15 protein-coding genes are annotated in these 16,170 nt (G+C 65.7%); 4 read left to right on the top strand and 11 right to left on the bottom strand.

All coding sequences use genetic code 11. The features are described 5' to 3' along the window. Position 1: 1 nt before the first annotated feature. From ACQPYR_RS13265 to ACQPYR_RS13315, 11 genes are all read right to left on the bottom strand, one after another. Positions 2-655, bottom strand: coding sequence for a hypothetical protein (locus tag ACQPYR_RS13265; protein WP_433631764.1), 654 nt, complete (start codon positions 653-655; stop codon positions 2-4). A 30-nt stretch (positions 656-685) separates the two neighbouring features. After that, positions 686-1,981 (bottom strand): MlaD family protein, encoded by a 1,296-nt coding sequence (locus ACQPYR_RS13270; RefSeq protein ID WP_433631767.1) that lies wholly within the window; start codon positions 1,979-1,981, stop codon positions 686-688. After that, positions 1,978-3,000, bottom strand: coding sequence for an MCE family protein (locus ACQPYR_RS13275; RefSeq protein WP_433631770.1), 1,023 nt, complete (start codon positions 2,998-3,000; stop codon positions 1,978-1,980). Before ACQPYR_RS13275 ends, ACQPYR_RS13270 begins: the two co-directional genes overlap by 4 nt. A gap of 86 nt (positions 3,001-3,086) precedes the next feature. Next, positions 3,087-4,196, bottom strand: a complete 1,110-nt coding sequence (locus ACQPYR_RS13280; protein ID WP_433631773.1) for an MlaD family protein — start codon at positions 4,194-4,196, stop codon at positions 3,087-3,089. Beyond that, positions 4,193-5,245 carry an MCE family protein gene (locus ACQPYR_RS13285; protein WP_433631776.1) on the bottom strand — a complete coding sequence of 351 codons (1,053 nt, stop codon included), beginning with the start codon at positions 5,243-5,245 and terminating at the stop codon, positions 4,193-4,195. The genes ACQPYR_RS13280 and ACQPYR_RS13285 overlap by 4 nt, the downstream gene beginning before the upstream one ends. A gap of 5 nt (positions 5,246-5,250) precedes the next feature. Continuing rightward, positions 5,251-6,288 (bottom strand): MlaD family protein, encoded by a 1,038-nt coding sequence (locus tag ACQPYR_RS13290; protein WP_433631779.1) that lies wholly within the window; start codon positions 6,286-6,288, stop codon positions 5,251-5,253. Further along, a complete protein-coding gene (locus ACQPYR_RS13295) occupies positions 6,285-7,586 on the bottom strand; it encodes an MlaD family protein (protein WP_433631782.1) in 1,302 nt (433 codons plus the stop codon). The genes ACQPYR_RS13290 and ACQPYR_RS13295 overlap by 4 nt, the downstream gene beginning before the upstream one ends. A gap of 19 nt (positions 7,587-7,605) precedes the next feature. Then, positions 7,606-8,901 carry a cytochrome P450 gene (locus ACQPYR_RS13300; RefSeq protein WP_433631785.1) on the bottom strand — a complete coding sequence of 432 codons (1,296 nt, stop codon included), beginning with the start codon at positions 8,899-8,901 and terminating at the stop codon, positions 7,606-7,608. 22 nt (positions 8,902-8,923) lie between these two features. Beyond that, a complete protein-coding gene (locus ACQPYR_RS13305) occupies positions 8,924-9,268 on the bottom strand; it encodes a 2Fe-2S iron-sulfur cluster-binding protein (RefSeq protein ID WP_433635120.1) in 345 nt (114 codons plus the stop codon). A gap of 361 nt (positions 9,269-9,629) precedes the next feature. After that, complete coding sequence (locus ACQPYR_RS13310) at positions 9,630-10,346, bottom strand: TetR family transcriptional regulator (RefSeq protein WP_433631788.1); 717 nt, start codon at positions 10,344-10,346, stop codon at positions 9,630-9,632. Between the two features lie 35 nt (positions 10,347-10,381). Next, entirely contained in the window at positions 10,382-11,455 is a 1,074-nt protein-coding gene (locus tag ACQPYR_RS13315) for an XdhC family protein (protein ID WP_433631794.1), read from the bottom strand. A 321-nt stretch (positions 11,456-11,776) separates the two neighbouring features. On the opposite strand from ACQPYR_RS13315, the gene ACQPYR_RS13320 reads away from it, so the two are divergent. Genes ACQPYR_RS13320 through ACQPYR_RS13335 form a run of 4 tightly spaced genes read left to right on the top strand, consistent with a single transcriptional unit; the run spans position 11,777 to position 16,170 of the window. Continuing rightward, on the top strand, positions 11,777-14,149 hold the full coding sequence (locus ACQPYR_RS13320; protein ID WP_433631797.1) for a xanthine dehydrogenase family protein molybdopterin-binding subunit: 2,373 nt from the start codon (positions 11,777-11,779) through the stop codon (positions 14,147-14,149). Continuing rightward, a complete protein-coding gene (locus tag ACQPYR_RS13325) occupies positions 14,146-15,021 on the top strand; it encodes an FAD binding domain-containing protein (protein WP_433631799.1) in 876 nt (291 codons plus the stop codon). Before ACQPYR_RS13320 ends, ACQPYR_RS13325 begins: the two co-directional genes overlap by 4 nt. Further along, positions 15,014-15,499 carry a (2Fe-2S)-binding protein gene (locus tag ACQPYR_RS13330; RefSeq protein WP_433631802.1) on the top strand — a complete coding sequence of 162 codons (486 nt, stop codon included), beginning with the start codon at positions 15,014-15,016 and terminating at the stop codon, positions 15,497-15,499. The genes ACQPYR_RS13325 and ACQPYR_RS13330 overlap by 8 nt, the downstream gene beginning before the upstream one ends. Next, positions 15,496-16,170 carry an SRPBCC family protein gene (locus tag ACQPYR_RS13335; protein ID WP_433631805.1) on the top strand — a complete coding sequence of 225 codons (675 nt, stop codon included), beginning with the start codon at positions 15,496-15,498 and terminating at the stop codon, positions 16,168-16,170. The genes ACQPYR_RS13330 and ACQPYR_RS13335 overlap by 4 nt, the downstream gene beginning before the upstream one ends.

The raw sequence follows: 16,170 nt of genomic DNA on the forward strand, positions 1-16,170 counted from the left end.
ATCACACCAGATCCACTTTGCTGGCCAGCCAGCTGCCGCCGACCCGTTCCATGGTCATGACCATCCGGCTGCGATCGATCCGTGGATCGGGGCTCAGCGCGTTGGTGACCTCCTGATCGACGAAAAGCATTACCTGGACACGGTCCTTGGACGCCGACTTGATACTGGAGTCCACGATGCGTCCCTTGCTCACCGCCTTGTGCTCCACCAGCAGTGCCTTCAATTGGTTACTGGATTGGGTGTAGGTGGCCTTGAATTCACCGGTCGCGCCATTGATGACAGCAGCGAAATTCTGGTCGATATTCTGGGAATCGATGCTGGTCAACGTGACCGCGTAGGTCTGCGCGGTGGCTGCGGCCCGCTGGGCTGCGGCATCGACCTCGTTGCGGTCGTGCAGCTTCCAGCCGAGTACGCAGGCGAGCACCGAGACCGACACCGCGCCGATGGCGATCGCACCGACCGCGGCGCGAAGTGCCCAACGACGCCGCCAGAAGGGTGGTGCGGCGTCCGCGTGGGCCGATGAGTCCTCGGCCACCGGGTCCGAATCCGTTGTCTCAGTGGCTGTTTCCTTCTCGTGCACGGACGAGTCGTCGGTGTCCGGGGCCGAATCGGTTGTCTCGGTGGCGGTTTCCTTCTCCAGCACTGATTTCTTCATAGAACCCTCCTGGCCTCCGTTGTTGGTTTGCTACTTCGGCGGTACATATGCCGGAACGGGTGCACCGCCGATCGGTGTCGGGATCGATAGCGGACCCTGCGGTGTCGGGTCGGCGGTCGCCAGCGGATCGACTCCGGGCGGGGGGTTCGCCGTGTCGTCGCCTGGGGGACGGGGCGCGTTGCGGGCTCCGCGCGGCACGAGCGTCGGATCCGGGTCGGTGCAGTAGGCGTACAAGTAGGGTTCGGGATGGTTCGCGACAGTGATCGGCAGGCGCGGCAGGTTGTAATCGCACTGCTTGCGTGGATAGATGTTGGCGATCGCCCAGATCCCGCCGTCGTGGAATGCGGTGCCCAATGCGTCCGCGGTCGACCCGGCGCGGTTTGTCGGGAAGAACAGATTGTTTATGGCGGGTACGTGCACGTATGACATCTGGGCCACGGTCGCCAGATTGCCGAGCAGTTGGACCATGGTCGGGGAGTTGTCGGCGATGATCTGGTCCATGGTCCGCAGCGCCTCCGGCCCGGCGTCGAGCAGGGTTCGGAACCCGCCCGTCATCGAATTCACGCCCGCGGCAATGCGTTCGAGATCGGCCGCGGTAGTCGCGAGAGCTGGTCCGAGCTCGCGTGCGGTGCCGAGCACCACCTCGCTGGTACGCAGCAGACTGACAGTCTGCGGAAGTACCGCACCCAGTGTCGTGATCATGAAGGCGCCACCATCGATGATCGCCGCCAGCTTCTCCGGCGCCGCCGAACTCGCGCCCAACTCCTGCACGATCGCCCGCAGTTTGTCGGGATCGAGTTGTGCGATGGTGCCGTTGAGGTCGCCGAGCAACTGCGCCAGCTGTACCGGTACCGCGGTTCGGTCGTTCCCGATGACCGCGCCTCCGGCGAGATACGGTCCACCGGAGTTCGCCGGAACGAAATCCAGGTACTGCTCACCGGCCATCGACAATCCCGCCACCCGGACCGCACTGTCGGCCGGGATCCTGGCGCCTGCCTCGATCGATGCGACCGCGACCACTTCACTGCCCTCGATATCGACCGAAGACACCCGGCCGACGCGGACACCGCGCACGGTGACATCCCGGTCGGGCAGCAGACCACCGGACTGCGCCAGGTGGACCCGGATCTGATAGGTGGAGGCGAACGGATTCAGCGCGAGCGATCCGAATACGACATACGTCGCGCCCGCTATCAGCGTGGCCATCAGGGCAATCAACGAGACGATGAGTCGATGACGGATCAACCGGTCGGCGAGCGCGAGGACCGAGCTCGCCGTCGACTCCAGGCGGACGTCGAAGGGCCGATTCGGGTCCTGGCTTTTCATCGTCGCTGTCCGATCACTCGGCCGTACAACCGGCCCAACGTGTATGCCAACGAACCGGCGAAGTTGTCCCAGTCGGTCTGGCTGGGCACCCGAGCTTCCGGATTACCCGGGAAGTTCGGATCGGGTGCCGCTCCGAGCACGATCTGAGAGATATCGGCGTCGGCGGTAGCCGCGGTGGAGCTGGCTACCTTGCCACCGACGATGGCCATGGTGTGATTCAGCGGGTCGAGGTTGGCGTCGGGGTCCGTCGCTGCGGTGTTGAGTCCGGCGGCGAGATTGTTGATGTCGGTTACCAGACTGCGCTTTGCGGTGCCGTTGATGGACGGAAACTTCGCGAGTTGGTCGGCGATCCGATGCAACTGCGCTGCGAGGTCCACGATGTTCTGAGTGCTGGCGGCCACGACCTCCAGCGCCGGACTGGCTGCGGCCATTACATCGTTCACCACCGACTGTTGCGCGGCCACGGTGGCGGTCAAGGTTGCTGTGTCGTGCACGACCGCCCGGATCTGGTCCGACCGTGCCGCGAGGGTCCGGACCAATGTGGTCGTCTGGGCGATCAGCTCGCCCATGCGGTCGCCCCGGCCACCGAATTCGGCGCCGAGACCGTTGATCACCTTCGTCAGATCGCGGATCACGCCGCCGTTGACCAGCAATGCCGCCTGCGTGAGCACTTCCTCGATGGTGGCCGCCGCCGAGGTCGACGATTGTGCAATGCTGTCCCCATCGTGCAGTGCACCGGCGCCGGGAGCCGGATTCGGTGGTGGGTTGAGTGCGACGAATACATCGCCCAGCGGTGTGGCCGAACGCAATTCGGCCGTTGTGCCGACCGGGAGCTCGACCTCGGATCGGATCCGCAGCGTGACGACGGCGGCGTAGTCGCGGGCCGTCATGGACTCGACCTCCCCGACATCAGCGCCGTCGACCTTCACCTTGGCCTTGGTCGGGAGATTGAGGGCGTTGGCGAAGGTGGCCGTCAGCGCGAAGCTGTGCGATCCGACCGATGGGGCTGGCAGTGGCATCCGGTCCAGTCCGACCGAACACCCGCTTACCGGTGCCGTCGACAGGAGGGCGATGGCGGCAGCGGTGAATGTTGTTTTTCTGGTAGTCATTTCGGCAAACCCGCGATTCCGGCCAGCATGGCCACGATGCCGAAGTCCGGCCCCATATCCGACATCTTCCCGGTGTTGCAGCCGAGCTGTTTCAGGTCGAGCAGGTTGCACACCTGCTTCACCATCTGTCCGTCCAGGGCGACCTTGTCCACATTCACGTGCACCCGACCCGCGCCCACATTCTGATCGATCACGGCATAGGCGTTGTCGACGACCAGCGGGAACAGGTCCATGAATTCGGCGACATTGCGGTTGTAATCGGACAGACTCTGGAAGATGACGTTGGCTCCGCTGGCCGTACTCGACAGCACGCCGCGATTGCGCTGCATGAGATCGGTTGTTCGGATGAGGATTTCGTTCAGTTTCGCGCCGGTGTCGCCAGTGCCGAGATTCTGCTGGGCGAGCAGCTCGCTCAGCTGGCGGACCCCGGTGCCGAACTCGCGGATCGTCTGGTCGTTGCGCGCGGCCGCGCCCGACAGCGAGTCCAGATTGGCCACCAGAGTGGTGATCGCGTTCTTGGTGGCGGCGCCGTGATCGTCGCCCGGACGCAGCGCTCGGGACAGCTGGTCCAGCGCGGCCTTGATCTCCTCGCCGTTATCGGCCGCCACCGCCGCGCCGACACCGACCGCGTCGGCGATCGGGCCGTGGCCTTGCCCGTCGCCTTGTAGTGACGTGGACAGCTTCTCCGCCATCGCCAGCAGACTGTCGAACTCGACCGGGGTCTTGGTCCGGTCGGTACCCAGCGTCGCGCCGTCCGCCAGGGTCGGTCCGCCGCGGTAGACCGGAGTGAGTTCGATGTGCCGGTCGGTCAGCACCGAATCCGAGACGGTCACCGCCGTGACATCGGTGGGAATCCGCACCGAGGCGTCCACCCGCATCGTCACTTCGACATATGAGCCGCGTTGCTCGACGCTGTCCACCTTACCGATCCGCATGCCGAGCACATCCACCGGATTTCCGACGAAGACACCGGCGGCGCTCTCGAAATGCGCTGTCACGGTGATGGTTTCGTTCAGCCGGGCGAGCGGAGCACCAGCTGCCCCGGCGATCAGCGCGGTTGCGGCGAGTACGAGAACCAGCTTGACGGGACGTGATAACGATCTCATCGACAGTCCTCCGAATAGGGGGGCAGCTGGATCTTTGCGCGGCCGACCAATGCACACATGAAGGAGTCGACGAACGCTCCCGAGGACGCGTTGGCATCCAGCTCCGGCCCGGAGCCGGTCAGGTCCGCCCAGCTGCGCCAGGGCACCGGCAGGATCTGCAATATGTTGCGCAGCAGGTCGTCGTGCCGACTGAGCATCTGCACCAGCTGGCCGAGGTTGTCGAGAAGGGATTGTATTTCGGGCTGATCGTCCACGACGATCGGCTGCAGTGTCCGCACCACATTGCTGGTGGCCGCGATGAGGGCGGTAATGGCCTGCCGCTTGGCCGCCACCTCCCGCAGCAGGTCGCGGCCCTGGTCGAAAAGCACACCGAGACCGGCCCGTTGATTCTCGATGACCGTGGTCAGTTGGCTCGTGCTGGTCAGCAGCGTGCCGATCTGCCCGCGTCGTTCCGCGATCACACCCGACAGGGTGGTGACGTTCTGCATCACCGACGGAATCAGTTGCGGCAGCCCTTGTAGCTGGGTGGACAGTTCGGTGAGCGCTTGGCCGACCTTATCGGCATCGACCTGGGTGAAGTTGGTCGTGGCGTCGGCGAGGGCCGACTGCAGATCGTAGGGAACATTGGTCTGTGCCAAGGGGATTCGGCCATTCGGCAGCGCACCGGAACCGGCCGGTGCGAGTTCGAGATACCGATTGCCGAGCAAGGTGGTGAGCTTGATCGACGCGGTCGTGGCCGGCCCGAGCGTGACATTGTCGGCGATGCTCAATGTGACCGTCACGTGGTCGTCGGCCAACCGCAGGCCGACCACATGGCCGACCGGCACACCCGCCACGGTTACCTGATCGCCGGCACCGAGCTGCGCGGCCTGTGCGAAGTCCGCCTCCAGCCGTCGCTCACCGATATCGAGCGAATTGACGACCAGTGCGGCGACGACCGCCACGACCAGTAGGGCTATCGCCGCGAAGCCGAGCCAGGGCCTGCTGAGGTCTTCGAGTAGCCAACGCCCGATCCGCCTGCGGCCGTTGGGATTCCACGGAATACGCATGCGGCTCACCTGCACTTCGTGGTGTGTTGGGCATTGCCGCCGGGGGTTATCGCGTCGACTATCTCCGGAATCAGCGGTGTCAAGCCAGGGACGAGCGATATGGTCACATCGCATACGTAGGCATCGATGTAGCCGCCTGCCTGGGATATGCGGGCGAGCCCTTTGAGGACCATTGGCAGGTTGTAGCCGAGGTACTCGAACTTGGCCTTGTTGTCCAGGAAATGCTGGGTGAAGCCGGGTTCCCGATTCAGGAATTCGACGAGGGTGGGCTGGTCGGCGGCCACGATCTCCGATGCCCGGCCGACCACCGTCGCGATCTGGTCCACGGAATCGAACAATGCTCGCTGATGTCGTTGCAGGCCTTCGAAGACGGCTCGCGTCTGGTCGATCACCGTGGCCAGATTTCCGCTCTGCTGGGCCAGATTGCCCACGATGGTGGCGAGATTCGAGATGACCTGTCCGAGCACCTCGTCCGGCCCGGCGAACGAATTCGCCAGCCGGGTCGTCTCCGCGATCAACGTGGTGATCGAGCCGTTGTCGCCTTGCAACGCCTTGATCAGGGCTCCGGAGATGTTGTCGACCGCGGTCCGGTCCAATGTGCCGAACAGCGGCTCGAAGCCGTTGAGCAGCTTGGAGATATCGAAGGACGGCTCGGTATGGTCGACCGGAATTTGGGCACCGGGCTTCAGTACGTTCGGGTCGCCATGGTTGCCCATGGCCACACCGAGATAGCGCTGACCGATCAGGTTCTGATATGTCACCGATACGGTGGTGTTCCCGGTCAGTACCTGATCGCTGTGGATGCGGAAACCGACCCGCGCGAGCGAGCCCGCCAGCTCGACCGATTCGACCCGGCCTACCCGCACCCCGGCCATCCGGACATCGTCGCCGACGCGCAGACCGGAGACATTCGTGAATAGTGCTGAGTATCTAGTGGTCTCGCCGCTGATGCCGCGTTCGAGGGTGACGGCGACCGACCAGCTGAGCAGCGCCGAACTGACCAGGAAGGCGATCAGCACGAGCAGTGATCCGCGGTAGTTCATCGGTCACCTCCGTTCGGGTCCGGCGTGATCGAGACGGTGGCGCCGCGGGCCAGTGGACCGAACAGGATGTCCGCGGCGGCATTCGGTTCGCCGCCGAGGATGTTCGCGATCTGCTCCTGCTCGGCGGTGCTGCCGACCGGACCGATATCGCTATTCAGCAAGGAGTTCGGTGGTTGGAAGCGGCGCGGATCGAAGCCAGGCGGCAATCCCTCGGTCGGGGCGGGTGTCGCTGGACCGCTAGCGCAGTTGGGACCGGCCAGCTCGCCATAGCGAGGGCAGTCCGCGGACGTGTACTGCCGGTTCGGTGTCAGCTGCACTATGACGCGCGGGGTAAGCCGTTGAGTCTGCGGATTCCATAATCCGGTGAAGCGGGTGATCATTCGCGTGAGCGAAACACTGATCTGCGGAAAATTGCTCGCACCGTCACCGAATGCTCCGAGGGCCGGTGACATATGCGTGGTGATATCGAGGATCTTGTCGGTGTTGTTGTCGAGTGCCGTACCGACGGTCCCGAGCGTGTGCAGGCCGCCGGACAGCAGCGCGGTGAGTTTCGCGCGCTGCTCAGCGACCGTCTGCAGCGGCACTATCGCGTGGTGCATGGCGTCGAGCAGATCCGGTGCCGTCGACTGGATTTCACGCATCGCGGCCGAGAGCGAGTCGAGCGTGGACGGCGCAGCGTTCACGGAGACGACCTTGTCCAGTTCGACGACGATATCGCGCAGCCGTGCCGCCGCATTCTCGATGCCGGCGCCGCGCCCCTCGGTGGCTTCGGCGAGAGTCGCCAACATGCCGACCGCGTTGTCGGTGTCCTCCCGACCGACCGCGGCGATGATCCGCCGCAGCTGATCGAGCGAGGTCTGCAGGCGCACGGTCGCCAGGCTGTGATCCTGGCTGATCCGGGCACCTGAACCCAGCGGCGGCGCCGCACCGTTGTAGACGAGTTGCACCGAGGGCACCGCGAATACGTTGCTCGGCACCACCCGCGCGGTCACCGTGCCCGGAATCGCCTGGGCGAAGTGCGGAGTCAGCTCGATTCGGACATCGTTCATGCCGGTTTCGGCGGCCGGCGTCACCGCCGTCACGAACCCGACCCGAACCCCTTGGAATTTCACATCCGACTTGGTGGGCAGCCCATCGCCCACATTGGCCATGACGGCGGTCACCGTCACGGTCTTGCGAAGTGCCCCACGGGAATTCGCGACCATCACGGTGGCGGCGGCCGCGATGACGACGATGCAGCAGACACCGGTCACCAGCAGGCGAACCGAGGAGGGCCCTCGGCCGTCGGGTTCGAACATGATCGACACGAAATTCAACTCACTCTCGCGGCGCGGCGTCGTCTCGTGGCGTGAATCGGATGTGTAGATCGGTGAGCCCACGCAGGATGTAGGTGGGTTCGTAGCGGTAGCGGCGGTCGTCCGCGGGACCGTGCTCGTCGGCATCGATCGTGATGTCCAGCATCCGATCCAGGATGCGTTCGAGCGATACCCGACCCTCCACTCGCGCCAGCGGACCGCCGGGGCAGGAGTGCACACCACGGCCGAAGGCCATGTGCTCGCGGAAGTTCGCGCGATCCATCCGGAACTCGTGCGGGCTCTCGAACCGGCTCGGGTCGCGGTTGGCTGCGCCGGGGCAGACCATGAGCGTGGATCCGGCCGGTACGTCCACCCCGCCGACCTCGGTGTTGCGGCGCGCGAGCCGGAAGCCGCTCTTGACCGGGGCGTGCATGCGCAGCGTCTCCTCGATGAATACCGGGATGCGGCTGCGATCGGCACGCAGCGTCTGCTGCAGCTCCGGATCGTCACCGAGTACCCGCACGGCGGCCGCGAGCAGCTTGGCGGTCGTCTCCTGGCCCGCGCCGAATACGAAGGTCGCCGAACGGACCACATCGATGATCTCGGGGGTCGAGCCATCCGGATATTTCGCCAGCGCCAGTGCGGTCAGCACATCGTCGCGCGGCTCGCGTCGCCGATCGCTGATATAGGCGCTGAATTTTTCGTCGAGCCACTCCAAGGGATTCGTGCCGACCGACACCTTGTCCAGCGCACCGACCTGGCTGCCGGGCCGGTCGGCACCGAGCACGACCCGGAACTCCTGGTGGTCCTGCTCCGGCACGCCGAGCAGGTCGGCGATCACCAAGAGCGAGAACGGTTTCGCGTACTCGGCGACGAATTCGGAGCGGCCGTTGGCCAGGAATTCGTCGAGCTGGCGGTCGGCCAGCCGCCACATGAACTCCTCGTTCTCCTTCAGCCGCGCCGGTGTCAACAGCCGGTTCAGCACCGACCGGGCGTAGGTGTGCTCCGGCGGATCCATCGTGACCATGTGCTCGTACATGGGCAGCTGGGTGCGGTGCGCCTCGATCTGCGCGTTGATGTCGTCGCCCACGGGCTCGAACGGCAGCGGTGGGAACGGGCCGCCGACCGCGATGCACGAGGAGAAGGTCTCGGCGTCGCGCATGACCTGGGCAACCTCCTCGTATCCGGTCACCGCGAGCACGTTGTAGTGCGGCTCGCGCGTCACCGGGCACTTGGCGCGCAGGTGGTCGTAGTACGGATAGGGATCGGGCACGAGTGCCGGATCGGTGAAGTAGTCGATGGTGTCGAAATCGGTCATCGTCGGCTCCTGGGTCGGGAGATTATGGGTATTCCACGGTGATCGAGGTGGTCTGCGGAACGGCCTGGCAGGTGAGGATGTAGCCGGCCGCGACGTCGTCGTCGGTCAGCGCGTCGTTCACCTTCATCACGACCTGCCCGTCGACGAGGGTGGCCATACAAGTTCCGCAGTTGCCTGCCTCGCAGGAGAACGGTGGTGTCAGTCCGGCCCGGCGTGCGGTTTCGAGCACGGTATCGCCGGCTCGGCCGGGCTGTGCCGTCGTGGCACCGTCCAAGTGAATTGTCACAATTCCATTTGCCACCGCATGGTGAGGTAGCCCGGGTTCGGCGGGCGCGGGAGTGTGCGGGATCAACATCGATCGCGAAATCACTTTCGTGGGATTATGGCGGCAGCGTATGCGGAGAAAAGCTGCTCGAAATCGAATCCTAGTTTCCGATCCGATTTGCTACGCCGATGATTGTGCGCGCGGTCACAGGTCGGGTCAATAGGTGCGAGCAAATATTTTCCGCGGCTGCCGATTCCTTTTTTCGGCGCGCTGGAATGCACCTTCACCGCATGATAATCGGAGGGTGCGTCGAATCAGGGAACCGAAAATTTCGGTCACCCGTCCACCGTAATTCTATTTCTGTTGAACGATCGGATTTCCGATCAGAAATACCACCCCCCGTTGTCGCCCGGCCGCGGTGTCGTGGCGACCCTGCAGACGGTATGGCTGCGCTCGGGACCTGCTAGCCCGCGTTCGGTCGATGTGCGGCGGCGTCTCGTGCCGACGCGTCGGTGTCCCGGGGTCGTTCCCGGACGAAAGGTGCGGTGACCGATGGATCCAGTACCAATGGCTGCCGCTGGTCGGTGGCACTGCGCCGCTCGCGGACGGCCCGGTCCTGGTCCGTGTTGTCCGCGGTGAGGCGCCGCACGGCGCGCTCGAGTGTCGGCAGGATCTCGTCGATTTCGAGGGTCTTGTCGGCGACCCGCGCGATCAGGGCGTAGATCACGTTGGTCAGTATCAGTCCGATGTCCTCGAGGTACTCGGGATCGGCACCGTCGAGGATCTGTCCGGCTACCGGTAGGACGGCGGCGAACCCGTCGACGCTCAGGCGCGCACCGCCCGGGGCGGAGTGGGCCCGGTGGAACGCCTCGAGCATCGTCGGATTGCGCTCCCACGGTTCGAACACGTGTCGCAGCACGCGAATCACGCCGTCGGCGATCGATTCCTCGGGGGTGGGCGGTGCGATGTCGGGATAGGTGTTGGTCGCCATCCACTCGTGGACCGCGGCGATGATCAACGCGTCCCGGGTGGGAAACAGCTTGTAAACCGTCGCGAGCGATACATGGGCGCGCCGCGCTACCTCGCGCAGCTGAACGGCGTCGTAGCCATCGGTCTGTAGCAGTGCGAGCACGGTTTTGATGATCTTCTTCGACGGAATCCGTGCTGCTGTCCGACTCACGCGAGAACTGTAACACGGTTACCATGGTAACCGTGTTACTGACTCGGGGGAACGCTTTCGGCGGGATGGATCGGCCGATCGGTGGCATGCAGCGGTCGGGTCGACCCGCCGCGCCGGACCGCGACGACTTCGGCTCCGATGGCGACCGCTGTCTCGGCGGCGGTCCGTCCACCCAGGTCCAGGCCGATGGGAGAGTGCAGGCGGGCCAGCTCGGCGTCGGTGAGGCCGGCCGCGCGCAACCGGGTTCGGCGCTCGGCGTCGGCACGGCGCGAACCCATGGCGCCCACGTAGGCCAGCGGCAGGCGCAATGCGATCTCCAGTAGTGGGATATCGAATTTCGGGTCGTGGGTCAGCACGCACACCACGGTTCTGGCGTCGATCGGGGTGTCCGCGAGGTATCGGTGCGGCCAGCCGACGACGACCTCGTCGGCATCAGGAAAACGATCTCGCGTCGCGAATATCGCGCGGGCGTCACACAGTGTGACCCGATAGCCGAGCAAGCTGCCCACCCGGCACACCGCCGCGGCGAAATCGGTTGCCCCGCAGACGATCATCCGTGGTGGCGGCGCGAAGGACTCGACGAAAAGCGTCGATTCCCCTGCGTCGCAGCTGATCGTGCGCACACCGGTGGCGCCGATGTCCAACATGGCGCGGACCTCGGCGACGACAGCGTCGTCCAAACGTGCTCCGACGGTGCGGCTCGGATCGACCGTGGTCATGGCCCCGCTGTCCAGATCGCGGACCAGCGCCACGGGGCCGGGTGGGCGCAGCGCTGCTTCCACGATCGGATAGTCGGCCGCGCGCACCCGATGGACGAAGATATCCATGGTGCCGCCGCAGGTCAGGCCGATGGCGAAGGCGTCGGAGTCGTCGTAACCGTAGCTCGCCCGCATCGGCGTGCCCGATAGCAGGACTTGGCGGCACAGTTCGTATGCGGCGGCCTCGACGCAGCCGCCCGAGATGCTGCCGAGGACGGTCCCGGCGGCATCGACCGCGAGCGCGGCGCCGATCGGTCTGGGAGCGCTTCCGGTCACGCCGACGACGGTCGCGACCGCGTATTGCGTATCGGTCGCATGCCAGCGCAGTAATGACGCGGTCAGTTCCCGCATGATCGACCCTCTCGACGACATTGCGCGATGGCAGGTGCAGGTGGAAGAATCATAAGTGCCCGACAGGAGATCATAATTCTCATTCAAGTCATATTGCACTCTTGACACCGTTACAGATGCGGTGCTAGACAATTCCTCAGCAGCGATGAGTGGCTCCGAGTGGTGCCGGATCGCGTTGGTTCGAACGGATTGCGATGCCCTTTTTCCCTGCTCCCAGATTTTCATCGCTATAGTGCATATTTCTTCCGGCAGAGCGTTTCCGGACACCATTTACCCGGTGGTGGCGGAAACGCTGCGCACAGTGAATGGGAGGCCCGCCTGATGACAGATATCGGGATTCGTCAGGTGGCGGAAGCGCCGCCGGCCGGATTCGTCGGCACCCGAGTGCCCAGGGTCGAAGACCTCCGGTTGGTGACCGGCGCGGGCAGTTTCGTCGACGATGTGCATCGGCCGGGCATGCTGCACGCCTGCTTCGTGCGAAGTCCGATCCCGCGTGGTCGCATCGTCGGCATCGATACCGCGGAGGCCGCGGCGCTCGACGGAGTGTATGCCGTGTTCACGGCGGCCGACCTGAATCCGGACGTGCACCAGTTCTCGTACTCGCTGGACGCCCCCGGGCTGCCGCCGGTGCCGCGGCCGCCGCTGGCCGAGGGCGAGGTGCGGTTCGTCGGTGATCCGGTCGCCCTGGTGGTCGCCATCGATCGGTATGTGGCCGAGGACGCGGTCGAGTTGGTGGTCGTCGACTACGAACCGCTCGAGCCGGTCGTCGACTATCGCACGGCACACGAAGCCACCGAACTGGTCCATGCGCAGTGTCCGGGCAACCTGGCCGGCGCGCTGAGCGGGCGTCCTGCCGCAGAGCTCGACCCGATCTTCGATTCGGCCGCATATGTGGTGCGGCAGCAGGTCTTTCAGCAGGCGTACGCGCCGGTGCCGATGGAGACGCGGGGCTTGATCGCGCAATGGTGGGCGCCGAGCGGGGAGCTGACGGTCTGGGCATCCACCCAGGTGCCGCACGAGATCCGCGGCTTCTGCGCGCGACTGCTCGGCATCGCCGAACATTCGGTGCGGGTCATCATGCGCGATACCGGCGGCGGCTTCGGGCTGAAGGCCGCGCCGTTGCGCGAAGACGTCTGCATCGTGCTGGCCGCCCGCAAGCTGCCGGTGGCGCTGAAATGGATCGAGGACCGGCAGGAAAACCTGATGGCGGGCGGCATGGCACGGCACGAACACGGTGACGCCCGCATGGCCTTCGATGCGGACGGCACCATCCTCGCCGCCGCCATCGACTACGTGCAGAATGTCGGCGCGTATCCGACCCCGTCACCGCTGACAGCCGCCATCCCGGTCGGGATGCTGTTCCCGGGACCGTACCGGGTGCCTGCCGCGACATTCGATGTGCGGCTCATGTATTCGAACACCGTGGGGCGGGTCGCCTATCGCGGTCCCTGGCAGTTCGAGTCGGTGGCCCGCGAGGTGCTGCTGGATACCGCGGCGCGCCGGATGGGGATGGACCCGGTGACATTGAGACGACGAAATATGTTGCGACAGGACGAGTTTCCGACATTCAACCCCAATGGCATGCCGTATTCCGATGTGTCGCCGTCCGAGACGTTCGAGCAGGCACTGGCGATGCTCGACTACGACGCCTTCCGTGACGAGCAGCGCAGCGCCCGGGCCGAAGGACGCTATCTCGGAGTCGGTACCTGTACCTACCTCGAACCGACCACCGGCGGCACGCCGCTGCACAGCACCGAAGGCGCGACCATTCGGATCGAACCCTCCGGGAAGGTCAATGTGTATGTGTCGGGCGGATCGTCGGGAAACAGCCTGGAAACCACCGTGGTTCAGCTGACCGCCGATGCGCTCGGTGTGGACATCGCCGATGTCCACACGATTCAGGGTGATACCGCACTGACACCGTTCGGCGGCGGCACCGGCGGCAGCCGGTCGGGTTCCATGCTGGCCGGTGCGATCGCGGAGACGGCCGCCGTACTGCGTGAGCGGATGGTGGCGATCGCCGCGCACAAGCTGGGCGTGCCCGTCGAGGATGTGGAGTTGACGCGTGGACGGGCGCAGGTCCGTGGCGTGCCCGATGTGGCGATGACGCTGGCCGAGATAGCGGATATCGCCTACTTCAACGGATACGACCTGCCGCCGGGAGTGCCCGCGGGCTTGGAGGCCAGCGGCCGATATCGGACGCCGCACATGATGATCTGGGCCAACGCGACCCATGTATGCACGTGCGAGGTCGACATAGAAACGGGTGCGGTGACATTGCTGCGCTACATCGTCAGCGAGGACTGCGGGCCGATGATCAACCCGGATGTGGTGGAGGGCCAGATCTTCGGCGGCACCGTCCAGGGCATCGGCGGCGCGCTGTACGAGCACCTCGCCTATGACGACAGCGGGAATCCGATCAGCACGACCTTCATGGACTACCTGCTGCCCACGGCGACCGAGGTGCCCGTCATCGAGGTCGGACATGTCGACACACCGAGCCCCGGCCCCGGCGGTTTCAAGGGTGTCGGTGAGGGGGGTGCCATCGGGTCCGCGCCCGCGGTGATCAATGCCGTGGTCGATGCTCTCGCACCGTTCGGCGTCGAGGTCGCCCACCTGCCGCTCTCGCCCGCCGCGATCGTGGCACTGGTGGACCAGGCGCGCGCCGATCTAACCGGGACGGTGCCGGCATGAAACCCGCGCCGTTCGAATATCACGCGCCGATCTCCACCATGGCGGCCGTCGAGCTGCTCGCCGAACTCGGTGACGATGCGAAGCTCATCGCCGGTGGGCAGAGCCTGGTGCCGATGCTGGCACTGCGGTTGGCGGTCCCCGAGCATCTGGTCGACGTGCGCCGCATCGATCAACTGTGCGGTATCGAGTCGCGCGCCGACTCGGTGTGGATCGGGGCGGGGACCACCCACACCGCGGTCGGCCGGTCCGCGGAGATCAACCGGGCGGTGCCACTGCTGGCACGGGCCACCCCGCTGATCGGTCATCCCCAGATCCGCAACCGGGGCACGATAGGCGGCTCGATCGCCCACGCCGACGCCGCGGCCGAATATCCGGCGGTGGCCATGGTTCTCGACGCGCGAATCGAGGCCGAGTCGCCGCGCGGACGCCGCACCCTGTCCGCGTCGGATTTCTTCACCGGGATGTGGAGTACCGAACTGGCCGCCGACGAACTGTTGACCGGGATCGTCTTTCCGGCGCGGCGCGGCCGGTGCGGTTTCGCGATCGAGGAATTCGCCCGCCGCAGTGGCGATTTCGCGCTGGCGGGTGCTGTCGTGACCATCGGCCTCGACGCCGACTCCCGGATAGACCGTTGCGGTATCGGTCTGTTCGGACTCGGACCGACCCCGAGCAGGGCCACCGCCCTCGAGACGGAACTGATCGGCCGCGCGATCGCCGAAGTCGCTCCCGAAGAGGTCGGATATGCGGCGACGGAACCGTTGGACGCGGTGCCGTCCGATCTGCACGGCACCGCCGACTACCGCAAAAGGGTCGGGGCGGTGATGGTGGCGCGCGGTTGGCGCCGCGCCGTTGAGGAGGCTGGCAATGACTGATGTCGATATCGAGGTGCGGGTCAATGGGCGTGCCCGGCGCCATCGGGTGCCACCTCGGCTGACGCTGGCGGACTACCTGCGCGAAATATGCGGGCTGACCGGGACCCATCTGGGCTGCGAGCACGGGGTGTGTGGTGCGTGCACGGTATTGCTGGACGGGCAGGCGGTGCGTGGCTGCCTGGTCCTGGCCGTGCAGGCCGACGGTGCGGAGGTGACGACCGTGGAGGGGATCGCATCGCCGGACGGCCGATTGTCTCCGGTGCAGGCCGCCTTCCGAGACTGTCACGGGCTCCAATGTGGTTTCTGCACACCGGGTTTCATCACCAGCGTGACCGCATTCCTGCAGGAGAGTCCGGACCCGTCCGATGCGGAGATCCGAGAAGCGCTGTCCGGCAATGTGTGTCGCTGCACTGGTTATCAGGGGATTGTGAAGGCCGTTCGTGCGGCTGCGGAATCGATCGCGAAGGAGTCCGCATGAAGTTCGAGAACACTTTCAGTATTCCCGCCCCCGCCGCACAAGCCTGGCGGGTGCTGCTCGACCTCGAGCGGATCGCCCCCTGCGTCCCCGGAGCCGCCATCACCGGGCGCGACGGCGACGACTACCGCGGCAAGATCAAGGTCAAACTCGGTCCGGTCACCCTGTCCTATACCGGCGCCATCAAGATCGCTTCTCAGGACGAGGCGGCCGGGATCGCGGTGCTGGAGGGCGGCGGGCGAGAGGCGCGCGGCAACGGCACCGCGAAGGCGACGATCACCTGCCGGCTCGTCGAATCCGCGGGCGTGACAGATGTTTTCGTCGAAACCGACCTGGCTGTAACGGGTAAACCGGCCCAATTCGGCCGAGGCGCGCTCGCCGAGGTCGCGGGCACGCTCATCGGAACGTTCGCCACCAATCTCGCGGCCGAGATCACCGCCGGGGCGACCACCGAGCCCGAATCCGCTTCGGCCGATGGGCAAGTCGAGCGCAGCGCCGAGTCCGATGTGGTCGCCGAGCCTCGGGTGTCCGCCGCGCCGATCGACCTGCTCGCCGCCAGCGGTATGAGCGGTGCGGCGCGCTACGGCGCGATAGCCGTTGCCGCCGTGCTGGCGACCGTTCTGCTTTTGCTCCGCCGTCGGCACCGGGCCGACGGCCATGGACCCAGGGAGTGA

The sequence above is a fragment of the Nocardia sp. CA-120079 genome (assembly GCF_050955745.1).
Lineage (GTDB): Bacteria > Actinomycetota > Actinomycetes > Mycobacteriales > Mycobacteriaceae > Nocardia.

Bases quoted from the DNA above. Each gene is read 5' to 3' on its own strand.
- ACQPYR_RS13265 (WP_433631764.1), bottom strand. From the start codon at position 655: ATGAAGAAATCAGTGCTGGAGAAGGAAACCGCCACCGAGACAACCGAT.
- ACQPYR_RS13270 (WP_433631767.1), bottom strand. From the start codon at position 1,981: ATGAAAAGCCAGGACCCGAATCGGCCCTTCGACGTCCGCCTGGAGTCG.
- ACQPYR_RS13275 (WP_433631770.1), bottom strand. From the start codon at position 3,000: ATGCCACTGCCAGCCCCATCGGTCGGATCGCACAGCTTCGCGCTGACG.
- ACQPYR_RS13280 (WP_433631773.1), bottom strand. From the start codon at position 4,196: ATGAGATCGTTATCACGTCCCGTCAAGCTGGTTCTCGTACTCGCCGCA.
- ACQPYR_RS13285 (WP_433631776.1), bottom strand. From the start codon at position 5,245: ATGCGTATTCCGTGGAATCCCAACGGCCGCAGGCGGATCGGGCGTTGG.
- ACQPYR_RS13290 (WP_433631779.1), bottom strand. From the start codon at position 6,288: ATGAACTACCGCGGATCACTGCTCGTGCTGATCGCCTTCCTGGTCAGT.
- ACQPYR_RS13295 (WP_433631782.1), bottom strand. From the start codon at position 7,586: ATGTTCGAACCCGACGGCCGAGGGCCCTCCTCGGTTCGCCTGCTGGTG.
- ACQPYR_RS13300 (WP_433631785.1), bottom strand. From the start codon at position 8,901: ATGACCGATTTCGACACCATCGACTACTTCACCGATCCGGCACTCGTG.
- ACQPYR_RS13315 (WP_433631794.1), bottom strand. From the start codon at position 11,455: ATGCGGGAACTGACCGCGTCATTACTGCGCTGGCATGCGACCGATACG.
- ACQPYR_RS13320 (WP_433631797.1), top strand. From the start codon at position 11,777: ATGACAGATATCGGGATTCGTCAGGTGGCGGAAGCGCCGCCGGCCGGA.
- ACQPYR_RS13325 (WP_433631799.1), top strand. From the start codon at position 14,146: ATGAAACCCGCGCCGTTCGAATATCACGCGCCGATCTCCACCATGGCG.
- ACQPYR_RS13330 (WP_433631802.1), top strand. From the start codon at position 15,014: ATGACTGATGTCGATATCGAGGTGCGGGTCAATGGGCGTGCCCGGCGC.
- ACQPYR_RS13335 (WP_433631805.1), top strand. From the start codon at position 15,496: ATGAAGTTCGAGAACACTTTCAGTATTCCCGCCCCCGCCGCACAAGCC.